At 63.2% G+C, this 20,960-nt stretch carries 17 protein-coding genes; 7 read left to right on the top strand and 10 right to left on the bottom strand.

The window, feature by feature from the left end:
- Nucleotide 1: 1 nt before the first annotated feature.
- The 4 genes from CAG31_RS03225 to CAG31_RS03210 are packed head-to-tail and all read right to left on the bottom strand — an operon-like array spanning nt 2 to nt 3,494.
- Nucleotides 2-631, bottom strand: a complete 630-nt coding sequence (locus CAG31_RS03225; RefSeq protein ID WP_085578032.1) for an acetyltransferase — start codon at nt 629-631, stop codon at nt 2-4.
- A complete protein-coding gene (locus CAG31_RS03220; protein WP_085578031.1) occupies nt 628-1,932 on the bottom strand; it encodes an FkbM family methyltransferase in 1,305 nt (434 codons plus the stop codon). The genes CAG31_RS03225 and CAG31_RS03220 overlap by 4 nt, the downstream gene beginning before the upstream one ends.
- A 5-nt stretch (nt 1,933-1,937) precedes the next feature.
- Nucleotides 1,938-2,681 carry an ABC transporter ATP-binding protein gene (locus tag CAG31_RS03215; RefSeq protein WP_085578030.1) on the bottom strand — a complete coding sequence of 248 codons (744 nt, stop codon included), beginning with the start codon at nt 2,679-2,681 and terminating at the stop codon, nt 1,938-1,940.
- A gap of 12 nt (nt 2,682-2,693) precedes the next feature.
- On the bottom strand, nt 2,694-3,494 hold the full coding sequence (locus CAG31_RS03210; protein ID WP_085578029.1) for an ABC transporter permease: 801 nt from the start codon (nt 3,492-3,494) through the stop codon (nt 2,694-2,696).
- Between the two features lie 384 nt (nt 3,495-3,878).
- On the opposite strand from CAG31_RS03210, the gene gmd reads away from it, so the two are divergent.
- Genes gmd through CAG31_RS03190 form a run of 4 tightly spaced genes read left to right on the top strand, consistent with a single transcriptional unit; the run spans nt 3,879 to nt 8,064 of the window.
- Nucleotides 3,879-4,910 carry a GDP-mannose 4,6-dehydratase gene (gmd, locus tag CAG31_RS03205; RefSeq protein ID WP_085578028.1) on the top strand — a complete coding sequence of 344 codons (1,032 nt, stop codon included), beginning with the start codon at nt 3,879-3,881 and terminating at the stop codon, nt 4,908-4,910.
- Nucleotides 4,910-5,806: a GDP-mannose 4,6-dehydratase gene (locus CAG31_RS03200; protein WP_085578027.1), complete on the top strand. Its 897-nt coding sequence runs from the start codon at nt 4,910-4,912 to the stop codon at nt 5,804-5,806. The genes gmd and CAG31_RS03200 overlap by 1 nt, the downstream gene beginning before the upstream one ends.
- Nucleotides 5,807-6,952 (top strand): glycosyltransferase family 1 protein, encoded by a 1,146-nt coding sequence (locus CAG31_RS03195; RefSeq protein ID WP_085578026.1) that lies wholly within the window; start codon nt 5,807-5,809, stop codon nt 6,950-6,952.
- On the top strand, nt 6,949-8,064 hold the full coding sequence (locus tag CAG31_RS03190; RefSeq protein WP_085578025.1) for a glycosyltransferase family 4 protein: 1,116 nt from the start codon (nt 6,949-6,951) through the stop codon (nt 8,062-8,064). The genes CAG31_RS03195 and CAG31_RS03190 overlap by 4 nt, the downstream gene beginning before the upstream one ends.
- A gap of 377 nt (nt 8,065-8,441) precedes the next feature.
- On the opposite strand, the gene CAG31_RS03185 is transcribed toward CAG31_RS03190, so the two are convergent.
- The 6 genes from CAG31_RS03185 to CAG31_RS03160 all read right to left on the bottom strand — a co-directional run bounded on the left by CAG31_RS03185 (nt 8,442) and on the right by CAG31_RS03160 (nt 16,370).
- Entirely contained in the window at nt 8,442-10,637 is a 2,196-nt protein-coding gene (locus CAG31_RS03185; protein WP_139831347.1) for a hypothetical protein, read from the bottom strand.
- 136 nt (nt 10,638-10,773) lie between these two features.
- Nucleotides 10,774-12,969 carry a hypothetical protein gene (locus tag CAG31_RS03180; RefSeq protein ID WP_085578023.1) on the bottom strand — a complete coding sequence of 732 codons (2,196 nt, stop codon included), beginning with the start codon at nt 12,967-12,969 and terminating at the stop codon, nt 10,774-10,776.
- A 5-nt stretch (nt 12,970-12,974) separates the two neighbouring features.
- Nucleotides 12,975-13,385 (bottom strand): GtrA family protein, encoded by a 411-nt coding sequence (locus CAG31_RS03175; protein ID WP_256575487.1) that lies wholly within the window; start codon nt 13,383-13,385, stop codon nt 12,975-12,977.
- On the bottom strand, nt 13,382-14,338 hold the full coding sequence (locus CAG31_RS28840; RefSeq protein ID WP_085578022.1) for a WxcM-like domain-containing protein: 957 nt from the start codon (nt 14,336-14,338) through the stop codon (nt 13,382-13,384). The genes CAG31_RS03175 and CAG31_RS28840 overlap by 4 nt, the downstream gene beginning before the upstream one ends.
- Nucleotides 14,335-15,276, bottom strand: a complete 942-nt coding sequence (locus CAG31_RS03165; RefSeq protein ID WP_085578021.1) for a glycosyltransferase family 2 protein — start codon at nt 15,274-15,276, stop codon at nt 14,335-14,337. Before CAG31_RS03165 ends, CAG31_RS28840 begins: the two co-directional genes overlap by 4 nt.
- Complete coding sequence (locus CAG31_RS03160; protein ID WP_085578020.1) at nt 15,273-16,370, bottom strand: DegT/DnrJ/EryC1/StrS aminotransferase family protein; 1,098 nt, start codon at nt 16,368-16,370, stop codon at nt 15,273-15,275. The genes CAG31_RS03165 and CAG31_RS03160 overlap by 4 nt, the downstream gene beginning before the upstream one ends.
- A gap of 424 nt (nt 16,371-16,794) precedes the next feature.
- On the opposite strand from CAG31_RS03160, the gene CAG31_RS03155 reads away from it, so the two are divergent.
- From CAG31_RS03155 to CAG31_RS03145, 3 genes are all read left to right on the top strand, one after another.
- Nucleotides 16,795-17,763: an SDR family oxidoreductase gene (locus tag CAG31_RS03155; protein WP_085578019.1), complete on the top strand. Its 969-nt coding sequence runs from the start codon at nt 16,795-16,797 to the stop codon at nt 17,761-17,763.
- Complete coding sequence (locus CAG31_RS03150) at nt 17,760-18,788, top strand: glycosyltransferase family 4 protein (protein WP_085578018.1); 1,029 nt, start codon at nt 17,760-17,762, stop codon at nt 18,786-18,788. Before CAG31_RS03155 ends, CAG31_RS03150 begins: the two co-directional genes overlap by 4 nt.
- 101 nt (nt 18,789-18,889) lie before the next feature.
- On the top strand, nt 18,890-20,884 hold the full coding sequence (locus CAG31_RS03145; RefSeq protein WP_085578273.1) for a nucleoside-diphosphate sugar epimerase/dehydratase: 1,995 nt from the start codon (nt 18,890-18,892) through the stop codon (nt 20,882-20,884).
- Nucleotides 20,885-20,960 lie beyond the last annotated feature (76 nt).

Raw genomic sequence — 20,960 nt, 5'->3', positions numbered from 1 at the left:
TTCAAAATTTGTTTAAAGCTTTGGCCGGCACGCCCACAACCGTGACTGCCGAACCGACATTGGAAATGACGACGCTGCCGGCGCCTACCATGGAAGACTCGCCGATGCGAATCTCCGGAATGATCTTGCTGCCTACGCCGACGAAACTGAGGTCGCCGACCTGGACGTTGCCCGCCAGTGCGCACTGGGGGGCGATGTGGACGGCCTGGCCCAGGACGCAGTCATGGTCGATGGTGGCGCCGGTGTTGACGATGCAGAGGTCGGCTATCGTCGCCTCGGCATTGATCACGGCGCCCGCCATCACGGCGACCCCTGCGCCAAGCCGGGCCGAGGGCGAAACGGTGGCGGCCGGGCTGACGGCGTTGACCAGCGTGAAGCCCAGGGCGGTGGCCTTGGCGGCGAGCTTGTTTCGGACGGCGTTTGCGCCGATGGCGACGAACACCCGCCGATAGCCTTCATTGAAGAGCGCGGACAGGTGGTCGTCACTTTTCAGCACGGGGATGCCCACGCAGGTGTCCGGGCTGTCCGGATTGCCGACGCAGCAGGCGACGGTGTCGCCCTGGGCCTGCAGCAGTTCGATGCAGACCTTGGCATGCCCGCCGGCGCCTATGACGATGACTTCGGTCTTCATGCTTGCGTCCTTGCGGCTTGCATTGATTCGGGGGAGGTGAAAAGCAGGTTGACGGACTCGGCCTGGGACAGCCGTTCGGCCGACCAGTCTTCGAGATCGCCGGTTTGGTCGTTGACGACGTTGAAGGCAAGCCCCAGGGCGGTGAAATGTCGCAGCCAGTCTTCGAGCGCGATCGAGTTCCGTTTCAGGTGGGACAGGCCAAGCTCGACGATGATGAACATGTGCGGGTTGGTCGAAAGCAGACGTTTTGCGCCTTTGACGATATCGATCTCGGCCCCTTCCGCATCGAGCTTCAGCAGCCGCGCGGTCTGGGATTCGGGCAGGAACTCATCCAGGGTGGTCGTTGAGATGTCGACCGATGCCGCAGACGAGAACGACGGGGTCTCGAGTTCGTAGAGCGAGTGGTGGCCGCTGGTGGCACCCAGGTGCAGCTTGTGGGTGCCCGTGGTGTCCGACAGGGCGTAGTGGGAAACTTCGCTGATCTCGGAGAAGCCGTTGAGCCACAGGTTCCTTTCGAGCATTTTGCGGGTGGGTTCGAACGGCTCGAAGGCGATGACCTTGCCGCGTCCCGCCATCGCCCGGGCCGCCGCGATCGAATGCATGCCGATATTGGCGCCGACATCGATGTAGGTGTCGCCCGGGCGGACGAGCCGTTCAATGAGCTTTCGGGTTCCGGGCTCCAGCTCCCCGGCTTCCATCAGGTTGGCCAGAAGGGCATGGTCCTTGGCGCCGCACAGGACATAGCCGACAGCCGATTTCACCAGGGTCTCGTCGGATCCGGAGTTGATGGCGACGCGGTTGACGTCGATGAGCGAGTAGTGCTCGATGCGGTCCAGCTGCGGTCCGGCCTTCTCCAGGGGGAGCTGCTCGGCAATGAGTTTGCGAGAGAGCGAGGTCTGAACATTGGCCGCATTCGCCAGGCGTTGGAGCTCCTGCATGATTTGCCGGGTTTGCTCTTGCTGATGTTCCTGCAGCCTGGCGAACTGCTGCTGCATTTCCTCGCGCAGGGCGCTGGTGAAATAGCTGCGTACACGAAAGAGCACCGGACGCGCGAAAGGCTTGGTCGCGCGATAGGCGCTGCGGGCCAGTCGTCGAAGCACTCGTTTGATCTGGTGTCGTAACATCGTGCTGATCCTCGTTCGGGCGCCGCCGGCGACATCGCCCACGCTGTGGACGGCTGCCTCGGCGATGTCGGCCGGTGCGGCTGCGACAGGCTGGACGACTGCAGCGATCCGCATGCGCCTGGACGCCGAAGTGAATGCCATTGCGATGTCAACGCCGTTGCGCTTGATGCTGTTCACTGGCTTCAGCCTCCGAAGTACGCAGCGGTGACGGTCGCCGGGTCGCCGTCCATCTTGATCTTGCCGTGCTCCAGCCACAGCACCCGGTTGCAGGTGTGCATGACCAGTTCGCGCGAGTGGCTGGCGATCACCAGGATGTTGGTCGACTTCACCAGTTCGTTCATGCGGATTTCGGCCTTGTGCTTGAAGCCTTCGTCGCCGACCGACAGCCATTCGTCCATCAGCAGGATTTCCGGCTTGATCGTGGTCGACACCGCGAACGCCAGCCGCAGGTGCATGCCCGAAGAATAGGTGCGGATCGGCATGTCGACGAAGTCGCCCAGCTCGGAGAACTCGATGATCTCGTCGAGCTTTTCGGTGATCTGCGCCTTGGTCATGCCGAGGATGGCGCCGCGCAGGTAGATGTTTTCCCGGCCGGTGGCTTCCGGGTCGGTGCCCAGGGAAATGTCGATCAGGGAGCCGATCTCGCCGTCGATCCGGGCGGTGCCGGAGGACGGTTCGTAGACGCTGCTGAGCAGGCGCAGCAGGGTACTCTTGCCGGCGCCGTTGTGGCCGAGCAGGCCGACCCGGTCGCCGTCGCGCAAGGTGAACGTGAGGCCTTCGAGGGCCCGGACGATGACGCGGCCCTGCTGGTCGGCGCCGAGTTGCCCGCCGGTGGCCACCTGGATCAGGCGTTTCTTCAGGGAACGGCCGTTGGCGTTGTAGATCGGGAAATCCACGCTGACGTTATTGAATTCGATCAAGGACATTGGGAGTTCTTCTCAGAGCCAGTAAGCGATGCGGCGCTTGTAGCGGCCATACACCATGAGGGCGACGATCCAGCCGATCACGGCCATGCTCACGGAGAACCACCAGTTGGTGGCGGTCGGCATCTGTCCGATCAGCGGGGAGCGGACCACGGAGATGACGTGGTAGACCGGGTTGAGGTCGAGCAGGTAAAGCCCGGCGCGCTGCGGCAGCAGGCTCGGCATCCACATGATCGGGGTGAGGTAGAACACCACTTGCAGCAGGCTGCCGACGATCTGCGGCAGGTCGCGGTAGCGGGCGCAGAGGATGCCCAGCAGCAAGGCGATCCAGGTCAGGTTGACCAATGCGAGGATGAAGCCCGGAATGCTGATCAGGGCGAGCCAGGTCAACGGCTTGCCGACGGCCAGCAGCACGAGCGGGAAAATGACGATGTTGTGCCCCAGGATCAGGATGTTGCGCCAGATCATGCGCAGGATGTGGGTGAACAGGGGAATGGGCAGTTGCTTGATGATGCCCTCGGCGGCGATGAAGCCGGTGCAGCCTTCGGTGACCACGGTCGACATGAAGCTCCAGAGGATCATGCCGATGGCCAGGAACGGAAGGAACTCCTGCATCGGGGAATTGAAGATCTGGCCGAACACCACGCCGATGGTGCCGATCATCACGCCCATGCTGATGGTCAGCCAGAAGGGGCCGAGCGCGGACCTCCTGTAGCGCTGTCGCACGTCTTGCCAGCCTAGCGTCCCTACCAAAGCGTACCGCCTTGTCGCGGCGATGATGTCCGACACGGCGATACTTACTGAACCATTGCGCATTAAGAGCACCAGATTATTGATCAAAAAAACACGCCATTTTAGGCTGGGGGGCGGGGAGTGTCACCTTTTCTACATCTTTTCTTTACAGTCGGCGGGGCAAGATCGGGGCCTTCGGTCGGAAACCCTCAAGTGATTGAATTTTCAAGGTAACGCCCGGCAGGCGAGAAAACCGAACGGACGCCTTGTGCAGCATCGGGCAATGGTTTCTCCGGCGGCGACGGGAAAGGACCTGACACGTATTGTCGGTCGGTTGGGTATCGTCGTTCCGGGCCGCATTCTGTATGATCTGCAAGAATTTGCGGCTCTGCCGACCGGAGCCCAATGGCGCACACGACACAACAGAGCCTGCTGACTAGGCGCTCAAATGGAGTTTAGAGGATTCGCATGAAAGCTATCGTTACCGGCATTACTGGGCAAGACGGCGCCTACCTGGCGGAACTGCTGCTGGAAAAGGGCTACACGGTGTATGGCACCTACCGCCGGACCAGTTCTGTCAACTTCTGGCGCATCGAGGAGCTTGGCATCGACAAGCACCCTGAGCTGCATCTGGTCGAGTACGACCTGACCGACCTGTCGGCCAGCATCCGTCTGCTCCAGACCACCGGCGCGACCGAGGTCTACAACCTCGCGGCCCAGAGTTTCGTAGGCGTGTCCTTTGACCAGCCCCTGACCACCGGCGACATCACCGGCATGGGCTGCGTGAACCTCCTGGAAGCCATCCGGATCGTCAACCCGAAAGTGCGCTTCTACCAGGCGTCGACCTCCGAGATGTTCGGCAAGGTCCAGGCGATCCCGCAGATCGAAAGCACGCCTTTCTATCCGCGCAGCCCGTACGGTGTGGCCAAGCTGTACGCCCACTGGATGACCATCAACTACCGCGAGTCCTACGGCATCTTCGCCACCAGCGGCATCCTGTTCAACCACGAGTCGCCGCTGCGCGGCCGTGAGTTCGTGACCCGCAAGATCACCGACTCCGTGGCCAAGATCAAGCTGGGCCTGCTGGACAAGCTGGAGCTGGGCAACCTCGACGCCAAGCGCGACTGGGGCTTCGCCAAGGAATACGTGGAAGGCATGTGGCGCATGCTGCAGGCCGACGAGCCGGACACCTTCGTGCTGGCCACCAACCGCACTGAAACCGTGCGCGACTTCGTCACCATGGCGTTCAAGGCCGTCGGCATCGACCTGGCCTGGAGCGGTTCGGCCGAAGACGAGCAGGGCACCGACGCCGCGACCGGCAAGGTGCTGGTGAGCATCAATCCTAAGTACTACCGTCCGGCGGAAGTCGAGCTGCTGATCGGCAACCCGGCCAAGGCCAAGGCCACCCTGGGCTGGGAACCGAAGACCACCCTGGAAGAGCTGTGCCGCATGATGGTCGAGGCTGACCTGCGTCGAAATGAGAAAGGATTTTCCTTCTGATGAGTATTGCCGGTAAACGAGCGCTGATTACAGGAGTTCAAGGTTTCACCGGGCGTTACATGGCCGCCGAGCTCAAGGCTGGCGGCTATGAAGTGTTCGGGCTGGGTACCCAGCCCTCCGACGAGCCCGGGTACTTTCAAGCCGATCTGGCGGATGGCTCCGCACTGCGCGAGTTGCTGGCAACCATTCAACCGGATGTCGTGATCCATCTGGCGGCGCTGGCCTTCGTCGGGCATGGCGCCGCCGACACGTTCTATCGGGTCAACCTGATCGGAACCCGTCACCTGCTGGAAGCGATCGCGGCCTGCGGCAAGGTGCCTGACTGCGTGCTGCTGGCCAGCAGCGCGAACGTCTACGGCAATGCCTCCACCGGCTTGCTCAGTGAAGCGACGCTTCCGGCGCCGGCCAACGATTACGCGGTCAGCAAGCTGGCGATGGAGTACATGGCCCGCCTCTGGTTCGACCGTCTTCCGATCGTGATCGCCAGGCCGTTCAACTACACGGGCGTCGGTCAGGCCGACAGTTTCCTGTTGCCCAAGATCGTCGCGCATTTCCGTCGGCGCGCCGACAAGATCGAACTGGGCAACCTCGACGTCTCCCGGGACTTCAGCGATGTCCGCGCGGTGGTCAAGGCCTACCGCGGCTTGATCGAAGCCAGGCCGTTGGGGCAGACCGTCAACGTCAGTTCGGGCAAGAGCCATTCCCTTCGCGAAGTCATCGATATGTGTTCGGCCTTCACCGGCCACAGCATCGAAGTCGAAGTGAACCCGGCCTTCGTCCGGGCCAATGAGGTGAAGATCCTGTGCGGCGACAACACCCGGCTCCGTGAACTGGTGAAGGGGTGGGAGACGCCGGCGCTGGATGAAACGTTGAGCTGGATGCTTTCGGCGGACTAAATGAAGCTAATCCTGTCTGTTGAGCCGATCCGCTTCCCGCTGACCGGCATCGGTCGCTATACCTACGAACTTGCGCTGAGGCTTCAGCAGAGTTCAGACATTTCAGACCTGCAGTTCTTTGCGGGTCGACGCTTTTTGCCAGAACTGCCCACGGCCGCCGACGAGTCCGGCAGCGGTTATGGCCTGAAGCGTGCGGTGCAGAAAAACTTCCTCGCCGTCGAGGCCTACCGGCTGCTGATGCCGATGCTGCGCAAGGCGGCGCTCAAGGGTCACGGCGATTTCCTGTACCACAGCCCCAATTACTATCTGCCGCCCTTCGCCGGGCGCAGCGTGGCGACGTTCCACGACCTGTCGCCCTTCACCTGGGCCCATTGCCACGCCCCGCAACTGGTGCGCTACCTGCAGAAAGAGCTGAAGGCCACGTTGACCAGGGCCGATGCGCTGATCACCGATTCGGAATTCACCCGCCGGGAGCTGGCCGAATATTTCAACTGGCCCATCGAGCGGATCCACACCGTGCCGCTGGCCAGTTCCCCTGAGTTCTACCCGAGGCCGCTGGCCGAACTTGAGCCGGCACTGGCCCGTTACGGCCTCAAGGCGAACGGCTACTCGCTGTTCGTCGGCACCATCGAACCGCGCAAGAACATCGAAACGCTGCTGGACGCCTACAGCCGTCTGCCGGTGGACGTGCGCACGCGTTGGCCGCTGATCCTCACGGGCTACCACGGCTGGCGCAGCGATGTGATTCACCAGAAGCTGGAAACCGCCCGGCGTGAAGGCTGGGCGCATTACCTCGGGTTTGTGCCGAGCGAGGATCTTCCCCTGCTGTTCGCCGGCGCGCGTCTGTTCGCTTTCCCGTCGCACTATGAAGGGTTCGGCTTGCCGGTGCTCGAGGCCATGAGTTCCGGCGTGCCGGTGGTGTGCTCCAACAGTTCTTCGCTGCCGGAAGTGGCCGGCGACGCGGCGTTGATGTGCGCACCGATGGACATCGACGAGTTGACCCGGCTGCTGGAGCGGGGCCTGGTCGACGAAGCCTGGCGAGACATCGCGGTGGTCAAAGGCATGCAGCATGCGCAAGGGTTTTCCTGGGAGCGCTGCGCCCGGGAAACCCAACAGGTCTATCGAAGGGTCGTCGACGGAAAATGATCAAGGTTCTGCACTTCTTCAAGACCTACTACCCGGAAACGATGGGCGGGATCGAACAGGTCATTTTCCAGATCGCCCAGGGCGGCGCCGGCCACGGCTTTTCCTCCGAGGTGCTTTACCTGAGCGAGCGGGGGGCCGCCCGTGGCGAAACGGTGGGCAATCACATCACCCACCGTTCGAAACTGGACCTGCACGTCGCGTCCACCGGGTTCTCGCTGTCGGCCTTCAAGGACTTTTCGCAGCTGGCGAAAAAGGCCGACGTGGTGCACTACCACTTTCCGTGGCCCTTCATGGACCTGGTGCATTTCGCGACCCGCCACGGCAAGCCGGCGGTGGTCAGCTACCACTCCGACATCGTCAAGCAGAAGACCCTGCTCAAGCTCTACCAGCCGCTGATGAACCGCTTCCTGTCCAGCGTCGACAGCATCGTCGCCTCTTCGCCGAACTATGCGCAGAGCAGCCCGGTGCTGTCCCGCTTCCGTGACAAGGTCGAAATCATTCCCTACGGGCTGGACCGGGCCACCTATCCGGCCGTTCCCGAGGCGAAGCTCGCCGAGTGGCGGCGAATGGTCGGCGAGAAGTTCTTTCTCTTTGTGGGGGCGTTGCGCTACTACAAAGGCCTGGACTACTTGCTGGAGGCGGCCAGGATCACCGGCTTGCCGGTGGTGATCCTCGGCGGCGGCCATGAGGAGGCCGAGCTGAAGGCGCAGGCGCAGCGCCTCGGGCTTTCCAATGTGCGCTTCCTGGGAGGGCTGGGCGACGAGGACAAGGCGGCGCTGCTCACGCTTTGCCACGCGTTCGTCTTCCCTTCGCACCTGCGTTCGGAGTCCTTCGGCATTTCCCTGCTGGAGGCTGCCATGTACGGCAAGCCGCTCATTTCGTGCGAAATGGGTTCCGGCACCACATTCATCAACATCGCCGGCGAAACGGGGCTGGTGGTGCCTCCACGCGACGCTCAGTCGCTGGCGGCGGCGATGAACACCCTGTGGCAGGACACCGAGTTGGCCGAAGGCATGGGCAGGCGCGCAATGCACCGCTACGAGTCCGTCTTTTCGGCCGACACGATGGTCGCCGCCTACGCGGCGCTCTATCGCAAGGTTTGCGAACGATAGCGCCGGCCCGGCCGCCGGTTGAACCGAAGGCGGCCAGGACAGCCACACCGCTGCGGCGGAACAGTACCTCCCGACCCACGCCCGACAGACGGGGCCGTCTACATCTCGGTCATACAGAAAATGTGCAATGACGAAGGTTGCCTCATGCGGGAGTCGGCATCGAGCGGTGATGCCTTCTATCTCGACATCGTTCATCTGACCCCTCGGGGGTCGGACTTCGTCGTGAGATCCATTGCGCGGGAATTGGGTGTCGAGGAGCGCTAGCTGCGCTGCGGGGATTGCCGACTGAAGCGCGCTGGCGGGCTTCGGTCGACAGGATCCGGCGTTGGCCGGCCGGCGCGCGTTTCAGCGGCCGGCGGGCAGGTTCCGTGGGGGTATCAGGGCTGCCGGGCGATATGGATGCCTTCGAGCCTTGCGGCAAGGCCGTAGTAGCTGTCGTCGGTCGGTGAGTCGAACTCCAGGAGGTTGTCGCCGTCTTTGAGCGCTCCCTGTGCGATCGTGGCCGAGAACGTGCCGTCCGCACTCCACTGCAGCGCCAGCGGCTGACCGTTGAGCGTAATCTTCATGCTGCTCCGGTCGGTTTTTCCGGCGAAGATCGTGAATCGGCCCTTGAGTTCGTAGGTGCGCTGGTCTTTGGGCTTGAACGGGAAGATGAGGCTTGAGTAGCGCTCGCTTTTCCAGGCCAATGCTTGGTGATGAAAGCTGTTGACTTCCCATTCCCCTTGGCGCCAGCCAGCGCCGTGGGTCGGTATCTCCATGCTCCACCATTTGCCGAACGTCCAGTCGTACCGGTCGGTCGTGACGGTGTCCTTGAAGCGGATGAAGCGTGTCTTCGCATTCATTGAGTCGATAAGGCTTTCGTAGCGCTTTTCGGCTACGCCTTTGGGGGCGGTCCGGATGTCCTGGGGCGTCTCGTCGGTCCTGCCGATCTCCACAGTGACGATCGATGCTTTCGGTATCACCAGGCTTGCAGGCTGGAGGCTGGTGGGGAAGCCCGGTCCGCTGACCGGGGTCGGATACTCGAATGTCCAGTCCTGTGCGCCTTCAACGCATCGCCCTTTGCGGCCCAGTTCGTCCGAACGCTGCCAATACTTGCTCGGCAGGTGGCAGACCTGGACGTTCGAAATCGGTTTGTCGTACAGGAACGACAACGCCCCCGTCAGGCTTGCATTGATGAACATCCAATTGTGGTTCAGCCGATTGCCGTGATCGAGGATCAGCAACGTCTTGTTTTCGGAGTTCCCGTCAAACTGACGGGTGATGTCGCTCAGTACGGCCGTCTGCGTCCGGGATATCTCGATGTAGTGATGGAACTGATAGAGCTGAAACGAAATGCCCGTGATGAAGAAAAAGCCGATGGCCGCACGGGTCAGCGCTTTGGAGAGGCTGAACCCGCCGTTCAGTATCGCCGCCAGCAGCAAGGCCGCGCCTGGTGTCGCGAACAGAAAAGTCCTCTGGCTGATCGCAAGGTGGGAATAGGAGGTCAGGAAAGGGAAGTAGCCGAGCAGGATCAGTGTCAGGCCGGTGAGGCCGAGTCTGATGTTGAAGGCCAGGGCGGACGTGTTCCGGGTGCCGGCCGGGTTTGCCTTGTCCTTTCGCAGGAGCGCCATGATGGCCACGGACAAGACAGCGCTCGCCGCGACGACGTACCCGTAGTTGGCGAACTCTTCGGCAGTGATCCTCAGGGCGTCGAACCACCCGCCCAGCGTGCTGCGCAGCAGACCGACGCTGAACAGTTTCGGATAGGTGAGCTTGAGCGTCGAGAGCAGGTCGGTGCCGACGACGCCGGCCTGATAGCTCTTGACCGCGGCGGATGTGCGCAGGGCGTAGATCACATAGGCGGCGGGGCCGGCGACCCAGATCGCGTGCTCCGCCAGCTTCGGCCTGATCTGGCGCAGCGTCGTCACCAGGCCGTCCCGGGCAAAGAGCATCAGGGCCGGGATGCAGGCGAGCAGCAGCGAGGCCTCGTACATGAAGCACGCGGAGGCGAACAAGGCGCTGGCCAGGGCGCTGAACAGGCAGGCGCGGAACTTGTGCTTGAGCGACAGTGCATGCAGGAAAATGGCGCTGCCCAGCAAGGCCAGGCTGAGTGCCCAGTTGATGTGCACGCCCCTGAAGGAGAGCTGCATCGTGTCGGCCGGGTAGATGATGACCAGCACACAGGCAATGACGCCCAGCTTCAGGCTGCCCGTCAGCTTCTCCATCAGGTAGCTGACGGAGGCGCCCTTGATCACCAGCGCGAGCATCAGCAGGACATGCCAGTAGAAGAAGGAGTTGCTGTCCAGCCAAAAGGCCAGGGCGTGGGGAAAGATCGTCAGCGGCCTCAAGGCGTGCGGCGCGAGCGGGCTGGAGGTGTCGGCGAAAAAGAAGACGCCATGTTTGATGAACAGGCCCAGGACGTCCCACTCTTCGATCAGTCCGGTCAGCGCGAAGCCGAACGGCAGCCACAGGATCAACACCACCAGCGCCGCAGGGACGATGTGCGCAAGCCAGCGCCTTGAGGCGGGCTGGGGATCCGACGCGGTGAGAGGGGCAGGGGGGTGGGTGGGGTTCATTGACGGCCTGATGCTCATTGATGGTTCCATGGCGTTCTTGCAGATTTGAGGTTCCGGGAGCCTGAACAGGGGGTCTCCCGGAAAAGTCTTGGTGGTTTCCATCATCCCGCTGGCTGGGGCCGGTGGCGGAACGACTGCGGTCTTTGTCTTGCCTTTACTGTGCTTTCGCGATTTTCACCCAGTCCAGCCGGGCGGAGATTCCGCCGAGGGCGGCATCCACGCTTGAGATAAATTCGAGGGTGTTGTGCCCGGCTTCCAGTGTCTGCGGCGGCAAATCACCGCTGAATTCACCGTTGGCGCCCCAGCGGACCGCCACCGGGTGGCCGTTGACCCGTATCTGCATCTGCGTGCGGATCTGGTCGTTGGCGAAGCTGTTGAACGCTCCGCTGATCACGTAGGGGGTTGAGGCGGGGGTCAGGTCAAAGACAAGCGATGCGCGCGGCGCGTTTATCCATGCCGAAGCGTTATGGCGAAAACGCCGGGTCTCCCACTCGGTCTCCCGCCAGCCGGAACCCGCCATCGGTGGCGCCAGGCTCCACCATTTGCCGAAGTCCCAGTGGTACTCGTCATGGGCGCGGTGGCGGAATGTGATGAGGCCGAACCGAGGGGCGGCGCCGGTTTCGGCGATGCCTTGCAGACGGGTGGCGGTCGGCGACGAGCCGGATTCCAGCGTCTGGCGCCAGGCCTGAAGTTCAGGGGAGGCGGACGCCGTCGCCCCGTTGCCGACGTCGACCGTGACGACCTGCGACCGCGGCAGTTTGCGGACTTGCGCGGCGGATTGCCCGTCGGCGTCGAGCGGTACCGGATAATGCAGGGTCCAGCCTTCTTCGGTCTCTTCGCAGCGGCCCTTGCGTTGCAGCGGGTCGGACTGCTGCCATTCATGGCCAGGCATGTAGCAGACTTCGATGGCGTCCACCGGCTTGCCGTAGAGGTGGAACAGCACCGCGCTCAAGTCGGCATTCAAGAACATCCAGTCGTGATTGAGTTCGTTGGAGTGGTCGAGAATGATCAGGGTCTTGTTGAGCGCATTGCCGTCAAAGTTGTGGACGATGTCGCTCAGTACCGATTGCTGCCGTTTTGAGATGTCGATGTAGTGCTGGAACTGAAAGAGTTGCGCGCCGAGCCCGGTGAAGACCATCAGTGCCGCGAGCGCAGCGGTGACGGCCCGGGAATGGCGACGGACGATCAGCAGCGCGGCGATGAACACCAGCACCGCGCCCGGTGCCGCGTACAGGAATGTTCTCTGGCTGACGCCCATGTGCGCGGGGTTGAAGATGAACGGCAAGTACCCCAGGCAAATGAGAAGGCATCCGGCCAGGATCATCCTGCCCGCCAGCATGGGCTTTGCCGGTTGCCGCAGTCCTGCGCCGGCCGTCTGCGCCGACGTTGCCGACAGCAGCGCAATGAACCCGAGGATCGCCGCCGAGGCGAGGGCGATGTACCAATGGCTGCCGATTTCGAGGACGGTGATCTGCAGGGCGTCGATCCAGCCGCCGAACAGGCTTCGTCCGATTCCCAGGCGCCAGAGCTTGGGAAAGTACTGTTTCAGGGAGGCGAAGGCACTGTCGCCCACCACGGCGCTTTGGTAGCTGTGCACCAGGGGCAGGGTATGGATCACATAGGCGATGTAGGCGACCGGGCCGACAGCCCAGATCAGGTGCTGCGGGTAATGCCGTTTGATGTGCGGAACGAGGCCTTTGAAGCCGACCTGGATGAAGACCGCGAACGCCGGGATGGCCGCCAGCAGCAACGCGACCTCGTACATGGCGCATCCCGCCGCCAGCAGGAGGCTGGCGAGCGCGCTGAGCGCGAAGGCGCGGGCCTTGCCTCTTTGCTCCAATGCCTGGAGCAGCAGGACACAGGCCATCAATGTCAGGCTGAGGGCCCAGTTGATGTGGATCGATCTGAACGACAGTTGCATGGTGTCGGCCGGAAACAGGATCACCAGCACACTGGCCAGCATGCCCCACTTCAGGGAGCCGGTGATCCGGGTGGTGATCAGGCTCATGCAGCAGCCCTTGATCACCAGGGCGATGATCAGCAGAACGTGCCAATAGTTGAAGGTGTCCGGATCCAGGGCGTACGCGATGGCGTGAGGCAAAATGGTGAGCGGGCGCAGCGCGTGGGCCGGCATGGCGCTCGTGGCGTCGGTCAGGAAAAACACCCCGATCCGGCTGAACAGCCCGATGACGCCCCATTCCTCCAGCAGGCCGGTCAGGCTGAAGCCGAACGGCAGCCATATGAAAAGGACCGTCAGCAATGCCGGGCCGGCATGGGCGAGCCAGGCGGCTTTTTTGCCGTGCAGCGATGCCGGCGTCAGCATCGACGACTGCGGGAGGGAGGCGGTCATGGGTGTCAGTCCTTCGAGGGTGTTGTTTTGTGGGTGGCCTTGAGGACGAACTTGTTCAACAGGTAGCTGCAGGGAAGCAGCAGCGCGATCACCAGTATCGGAGCGATCGCCTTGTGCAGGTGCAGGTGTTCAACCAAGAGGTTGAGCAGCAGCGCGCCGAGAAGGTACTGCACAAGGTAGATGGTCGGGTAGACGAGCATGCCGCTCCACGACTGCTGCACCTTGAACACGACCTTCGCATTGAAGAAGTAGGCGAAGACTATCCCTGCCGCGTAAGCGATCGCATAGGCGATCTGGTAGTCGATCCAGACGCTCAGCAGCAGGTACAGGCCATAGGTGAGCCCGGTGTTCAGGCCGCCGCCGATCAGGAAGCTGATCCAGCGGCGAACCTGCGGGTTGTCTTTCAGCGCGATCACGAGACGGTTTTTTTCGCGGTGAGCCGAGTGAACTCCGAGTAGTCCCGGATGTAGTCGTCCGCTTCGTAGTAGTCGGATGTGAACACCAGCAGCACGGCGTCATCCGAGTACTTGTACTGGATGCCCCAAGTCATCGGCGGCAGGTAGATGCCCTTGTTGGGCGCATCGAGCAGGACTTCGGCCCGGTTGGTGCCGTCGTCGACCACCACCGCGCAGCTGCCTTTGACGCAGATCAGGAACTGGTGGCATTTGTGGTGGGCATGTTCGCCGCGGGTCTTCTGGCTCGGGACGTTGAAGACTAGGAAGTAGCGCTTGGGCAGGAACGGGATTTCCTTGTGGAACTCGCCGACCGAGAGATCGCCGCGCATGTCGGTGATGTACTTGAAACGGTGGGTGGTGACGTCGCCCACGCCGATCCGCACCACCGCATCGTCTTGTTCCTGGGCCTTGGCGGCGGGGCTCTTGGCGGCGTCGCTGGAGGCGGAGTTCTCGACGTAGCCGGTGATGCGCGCCGGCGAGCCGGTGACGATGGCGTACGGCGGAACGGATTTGGTGACCACCGCGCCTGCGCCGACCATCGCGCCGGTGCCGATGGTGATGCCCGGCAGGATCACTGCGCCGCCGCCGATGGACGCGCCGTCCTGGATCACGGTCTGCGAAAACGACTCCGGATAGACCTTCGAGCGCGGGAACTTGTCGTTGGTGAACGTGGCGTTGGGCCCGATGAAGACGTCGGAGCCGATCCGCAGGCCGTCCCAGACGTACACGCCGGACTTGATGGTGGTGCGGTCGCCGATGATCACGTCGTTCTCGATCAAGGAATGCGAGCAGACGTTCACGTCGTCGCCGATGACCGCGTTCTCGAAGACCACCACGTATTGCCAGATGCGCGTGTTCTTGCCGATCTTCTTGCTTTTGACGTCGGCGCTGGCGTGGATGAAGGGCTCAGTCACTTCAGGGGTTCCTTGTTGTCGAGTTGCATGCAAACGATCGCCAGCGGCCGTTGTTTGCTGTTTTCATAGGCGCGCCACGCATAGGTGCCGACCAGGCCGACCCCCAGCAGGTTCAAGGTTCCCAGCAGCAGCACGACCAGCATGGTCGCGGCGTAGCCCGGCACTTCGATGGCGCCGGACAGGCGGGCGACGATGACCATCAGGCCGATGACCAGCGAAATCATCGAGCCCACCGCGCCCATCCGGGTCAGCAGCCGGATCGGGTAGTCGGTGAAGGCGAAGATGCTGTCCATCATGTAGTCGAGCTTTTTCTTGAACGTCCAGGCCGACTTGCCTTCGAGGCGGGTCTGGCGCTCGTACTCGACGAACTTGCGGCGAAAGCCCAGCCAGAAGATCAGGGCGATCAGCGACGAGCGCGACTCGTTCAACTGCAGGAGCTGTTCACGGAACGCCTTGTTGCAGCCGAAGATGTCGACCCCGCCCTTGGGCATGTCGTGCACCACCAGGCGCCGGTACAGGCCCCAGAAGATCGAGGAGGCCATGCGGCTGGAGAACGGATCCTGCCGCGCGTTGCGGGTGCCGATGGCCACGTCGCACTCGTCGTTGGACAGCGCCTTGAAGAAGCTGATCAAAAGCTCCGGCGGCTCCTGCAGGTCCGCCGCCATCACGCCGAAATAGTCGCCCTTGGCGGCCATCAGGCCGGTGCGGATCGCCGGGAACGAGCCGAAGTTGCGCGAATGGGCGAGCAACTGGGCGGAGAACTTCATGTCGCCCAGTGCGTTCTTCAGCATCGCGAACGATTGGTCCGGGCTGCCGTCGACCACGAACACGACTTCAAGCTGCTTCTCGAGCGAGTCGTTCATGTCCTCCAGGGCCTGGATCAGCCGAGGGATCGATTCTTCGTTCTTGTAGACCGGGACGATTACCGAATACTTCATGCCGCCCATCCGTTGACGGCGGCGATGACCTTGCTGACTTCGTCATCGGTCATTTCCGGGTAGCACGGCAGCGTGAGGATCTGCGAGGCCAGCCACTCGGTGTTCTCCAGCGATACACCGGCGAACTGCTGGCCGAACACTGGCTGGCGGTAGTCCGGGATCGGGTAGTGGACGTCGGAGGCGATCTGCGCCTCGCGCAGGTGCGTCTGCAGCGCGGTGCGCTTGGACGATTTGATGACGTACAGGTGGGCGACCGAGGCCTTGCCTGCGTCGGCGCCGTGGGTCACGTCGCTGTGGCGGATTTCGCTGCGGTAGCGGGCGGCGATGTCGCGGCGGCGGGCGTTGCCTTCATCGAGATGGGGCAGGAGTTCCGACAGGATCGCTGCCTGCATCTCGTCGAGGCGGCTGTTGCGGGCGCCTTCCAGCTCGACGCAGTACTTCGAGGACCAGCCGTACTGACGCAGTTGGGCCACACGTTGGGCGATGCTGTCGGAATTGGTCACGACCGCGCCGCCGTCGCCCAGGGCGCCGAGGTTCTTGGTCGGGTAGAAGCTGAAGCTCGATGCATCGCCGAAGGTGCCTACGCGCTGGTCGTCGCGTTCGGCGCCGTGGGCCTGGGCGCAGTCTTCCAGCAGCGGGATCCGCTGTGCGGCGCAGTATTGGGCGATGGCCTTGATCTCAGGGATGGCCAGGCCGTACAGGTGGGTGACGACCACGGCCTTGGCGCCGGCCTCGACGGCTTGCTTGACGCTGTCCAGGGTGACGACGTGGGTGTCCGGGTCGACGTCCATGAAGACTGGCGTCGCGCCGACGGCCAGGACCGAGGTGGTGGTGTACATGCCGGCGTTGGCGACCGTCGCCACTTTGTCGCCCTTGACCACGCCGAGCGCCTTGAGGGCCAGCTCGATGGCGTCGGTGCCGTTGGCGACGGTGATGCAATGCGCTGCGTTCAGGTACTGGGCGAACGACGCTTCGAAACGTTTCACTTCCGGCCCCAGAACCACCCAGCCGCTGGCGACCACCCGCTGCACCGAAGAATTGATTTGCGATTGAAACTTTTCAATCTTCGCTGCGAGGTTGTTGATTTGCTGCATGGGTGCTCTCCATTTCGAAGCAAAAAGCGTGCGATATCTGGTTTTTTGACGGCGTTGGCCGAAATTATGTTGTGCAGGAGCGCGTCGGCCATCCAGCGGCGGGCGTACGATCCCTATTTCCGCACGGATTCTATCCGTACCCTGAGCCGGCTCCAACCGGCAAACCGCAATTTGGATCGACGGGCGGTTGAGCCGCATCGGTGAATCCGCCGACGCAAGGGCGAAAATGACCGCATCGGCGGGGCGGCGAGCCTCTGCCCTGCGACAAAGTGGCTAACCGTGCATCGATTCAATAAACTGCCGCCCTTCGGCCGTTTCCGGTTCAATGCTTCGGGTTTCGGTGATGGCGGCGGGATGATCGCCGTTCAGTCAATGCGTTCGCCGCCGTCTCTTCACTGATTTCCATGTTTCCCAAGGGGCGTCCATGCGATCCAAAACATTCCTGGTCACCGGCGGCAGCGGCTTCGTGGGGCGTGCGCTGATCGCGCGGCTGGCGGCCCTGCCGTGTTCGGTCATCGCGCCGGTGCGGGACATGGCTACGGTCTTCCCGGCCGGCGTGCGCAAGGTTCAGGCCGGCGACCTGGGCCCCGGGCAGGACTGGGCCGCGTCTTTAGAGGGGGTCGACTGCATCGTCCATGCGGCCGCGCGGGTGCATGTCATGCACGACACGGACGCCGATCCCCTGGCCGCCTTCCGCCAGGTCAATGTCGAGGGCACGGTCAACCTGGCGCGCCAGGCGGCTGCGGCCGGGGTCAAGCGCTTCGTCTTCGTCAGTTCGGTCAAGGTCAACGGCGAGGGCACGCCGCCGGGCAAGGCCTACACCGCCGATGATGCGCCGGCCCCGGTCGATCCTTACGGCATTTCCAAGCTCGAAGCCGAAACGGCATTGCTGGCCCTGGCGCACGCCACGGGCATGGAGGTCGTCATCGTCCGCCCGGTGCTTGTTTACGGGCCGGGCGTGAAGGCCAATTTCCTCAGCATGATGCGCTGGCTCGCGCGGGGCGTGCCGTTGCCGTTCGGCGCCGTGGACAACCGGCGCAGCCTGGTGGCCATCGAAAACCTGGTGGACTTCATCGCCGTGTGCCTGGAGCACCCGGCGGCGGCCGGTCAAGTGTTCCTGGTCAGCGATGGCGAGGACCTCTCGACCACGCAGTTGCTGCGCAGGCTGGCCGCCGCGCTCCGGGTGCGCGCGCGGTTGCTGCCGGTGCCGGTCGCCCTCATGCGCGCAGCGGCCACCGCGTTGGGGCGGCGCGACCTGTCGCAAAGGGTTTTCGGTTCCCTGCAGGTCGACATCGGCAAAAACCGGCGACTGCTGGGCTGGACGCCTCCGGTCAGCCTTGATCACGCCTTGGGCGCTACGGCGCAACACTTTCTGGACGCTCGCCAATCATGAATTACGGATGGTTCATTCCTGCCGTCGCGCTGGTTTCATTCCTGCTGACCTGGGCGCTGCGCCGTTACGCGCTGGCCCGCAGCCTGATCGACATTCCCAATGCCCGCAGTTCCCACTCGGTGCCGACCCCCCGGGGCGGCGGCGTGGCGATCGTGCTGGCGTTCCTGCTGGCGCTGGGCCTGCTGCTGTGGGGCGGGCTGATCAGTGCGGCGCAGTTCGCGGCGATCGCGGGGGCAGGGGCCCTGGTGGCGGTCATCGGTTTCATGGACGACCACGGCCACATCGCCGCCCGCTGGCGTCTGCTGGGGCATTTCCTGGCGGCCGCCTGGCTGCTGTGGTGGATCGGCGGCCTGCCGCCGGTGCAGTTGGCGGGCGTCACCGTCGACCTGGGGGTGGTCGGTCACGTGCTGGCGGCGTTCTATCTGGTCTGGCTGCTCAATCTCTATAACTTCATGGACGGCATCGACGGGATCGCCAGCGTCGAGGCCATCTGCGTCTGCATCGGCGCCGGCCTGCTGGGCTGGTGGAGCGGCCTGCCGCAGCTGGCCTGGGTGTCGGCCTTGCTGGTGGCCAGCGTGGCTGGGTTCTTGTTCTGGAATTTTCCGCCCGCGCGGATCTTCATGGGCGATGCCGGAAGCGGGTTCCTGGGCATTGTGCTGGGCGGTTTGTCGCTTATGGCCGCAACGTTCGACGCCAACTTGCTGTGGAGTTGGCTGATACTGCTGGGCGTCTTCATCGTCGATGCGACGTTCACCCTGTTTCGCCGGCTGTTGCGGGGCGACAAGGTGTATGAGGCGCACCGCAGCCATGCCTATCAGTTTGCCTCTCGTCGGTTCGGCAGCCATTTGGCGGTCACGGCGACCGTCGGGGCGATCAATCTGCTCTGGCTGTTGCCTATTGCGGTGGGCGTCGTCCGTTTCGGGCTGGACGGCAGCCTGGGCTTGATCTTGGCCTATGCTCCCTTGCTGGTGCTGGCGATCAGGTTTCGAGCCGGAGAACTTGAAAAGGCGCCGGCGAAGGACTGAGCAACAGTTCTGTCATAAGGGATTAAAGTGCGAGAGACTCGGATCCGGGCCGCCGCGCCAACGCAACCGATCAAAGGAGGGCTGAGGTGTTTGAGGAGATGATGGAAAACGTCAGAGCGCGCCTTCTGGGGCTTCCCCGGCGTCGCAAGCGTCTGATCCAGGTCAGCACGGACATCGTCCTGGTCTGGGTCGCCCTGTGGCTGGCCTTCATCGTCCGCCTGGGGATCGATGACATGTACAACCCCTTCAGGGTGCACTTCTGGCTGTTTGTCTGCGCCCCGGTGGTCGCCATCCCGCTCTTCATCCGCTTCGGCATGTACCGGGCGGTCATGCGCTATTTCGGCAACGATGCGCTGATCGCAATCATCAAGGCCGTGAGCCTGTCCTCGCTGATCCTGGCGGTGGTGGTGTACTGGTACAGCAACCACGAAGCGGTCGTGCCCCGTTCGGTCATCTTCAACTACTGGTGGCTGAGCCTGGTCATCATCGGCGGCCTGCGCCTGTGCATGCGCCAATACTTCATGGGCGACTGGTTCACCGCCGCCCAGCACGTCCCGTTCACCAGCCGCGACAACGGGCTGACCAAGGTCGCGGTGTATGGCGCAGGCGTCGCCGGCAACCAACTGGTGGCCGCCTTGCGCATGGGCAAGGTGATGCGTCCCGTGGCGTTCATCGACGATGACCCGAGCATCGCCGACCGCTCCATTTCCGGCCTGGTGGTCTACAAGCCCAAGCACATCCAGCAGATGATCGACGTGACCGGCGCGCAGGAGATCCTGCTGGCGCTGCCGTCCTCCACCCGTTCCCGTCGCCGGGAGATCCTCAACCTGCTGGAAGGCTTCCCGCTGCACGTGCGCAGCGTGCCCAACTTCTCGGACCTGGCCAGCGGCCGCGTCAAGGTCGAAGACATCCAGGAAGTGGACATCGCCGACCTGCTCGGGCGGGATTCGGTGCCGGCCCAGCCCGACCTGCTCGAACGCTGCATCAAGGGCAAGACCGTCATGGTGACCGGGGCCGGCGGCTCCATCGGTTCGGAACTGTGCCGGCAGATCTTCGCGCTCGGCCCGACCGCGCTGATCCTGTTCGACCACAGCGAGTTCAACCTCTACAGCATCCTGTCGGAGCTGGAGAAGCGCGGCGCCCGGGAGTCGGTGCCGGTGCACCTGCTGCCGATCCTCGGCTCCATCCGCCATCCGCACAAACTGCTGGATGTGATGAAGACCTGGAAAGTGGAGACCGTGTACCACGCCGCCGCCTACAAGCATGTGCCGATGGTCGAGCACAACATCGCCGAGGGCGTGCTCAACAACGTCATCGGCACGTTGAACACGGCCCAGGCCGCACTGCAGTCGGGGGTGGCCAATTTCGTGCTGATCTCCACCGACAAGGCCGTGCGCCCCACGAATGTGATGGGCAGCACCAAGCGCCTGGCCGAACTGACCCTCCAGGCCCTGAGCCAGGAAGTGGCGCCGGTGCTGTTCGGCGACAAGGCGAACGTCTCGCGGGTCAACAAGACCCGCTTCACCATGGTGCGTTTCGGCAATGTCCTGGGCTCGTCCGGCTCGGTGATCCCGCTGTTCCACAGCCAGATCAAGTCCGGCGGGCCGCTGACCGTGACCCATCCGAAGATCACCCGCTACTTCATGACCATTCCCGAGGCGGCCCAGCTGGTCATCCAGGCGGGTTCCATGGGGCAGGGCGGCGATGTGTTCGTGCTGGACATGGGCGAGCCGGTCCGCATCGTCGAGCTGGCGGAAAAGATGATCCACCTGTCCGGCTTGAGCATCCGCTCCGAGCGCAATCCCCAGGGCGACATCTCCATCGAGTTCACCGGGCTGCGCCCTGGCGAGAAGCTGTACGAGGAGCTGCTGATCGGGGACAACGTCGCGGCCACGCCGCACCCGATGATCATGACGGCCAACGAGGACCACCTTGCCTGGGATGTGCTGAAGAACCGCCTGAGCGACCTGCTGGCGGCGGTCGAGCAGGACGACTACTCGCGGGTGCGGCAACTGCTGCGCGAAACGGTCAGCGGGTATTCGCCGGACGGTGAGATCGTCGACTGGATCTATCAGCAGCGCCGGCTCGAGCCCTGATTGTTTCATATCCTGTAACGCACGGGTTTTTGACAGGCCCGCTCCATTGTCTAAGTTTTGGTGAGCAGCTTCGGAG

The sequence above is a fragment of the Pseudomonas sp. R25(2017) genome, from assembly GCF_002112565.1.
GTDB classification, from domain to species: domain Bacteria; phylum Pseudomonadota; class Gammaproteobacteria; order Pseudomonadales; family Pseudomonadaceae; genus Aquipseudomonas; species Aquipseudomonas ekonensis.
Note: the sequence above shows the minus strand (reverse complement) of the source record. Positions and strands in the feature narration are given on the sequence as shown.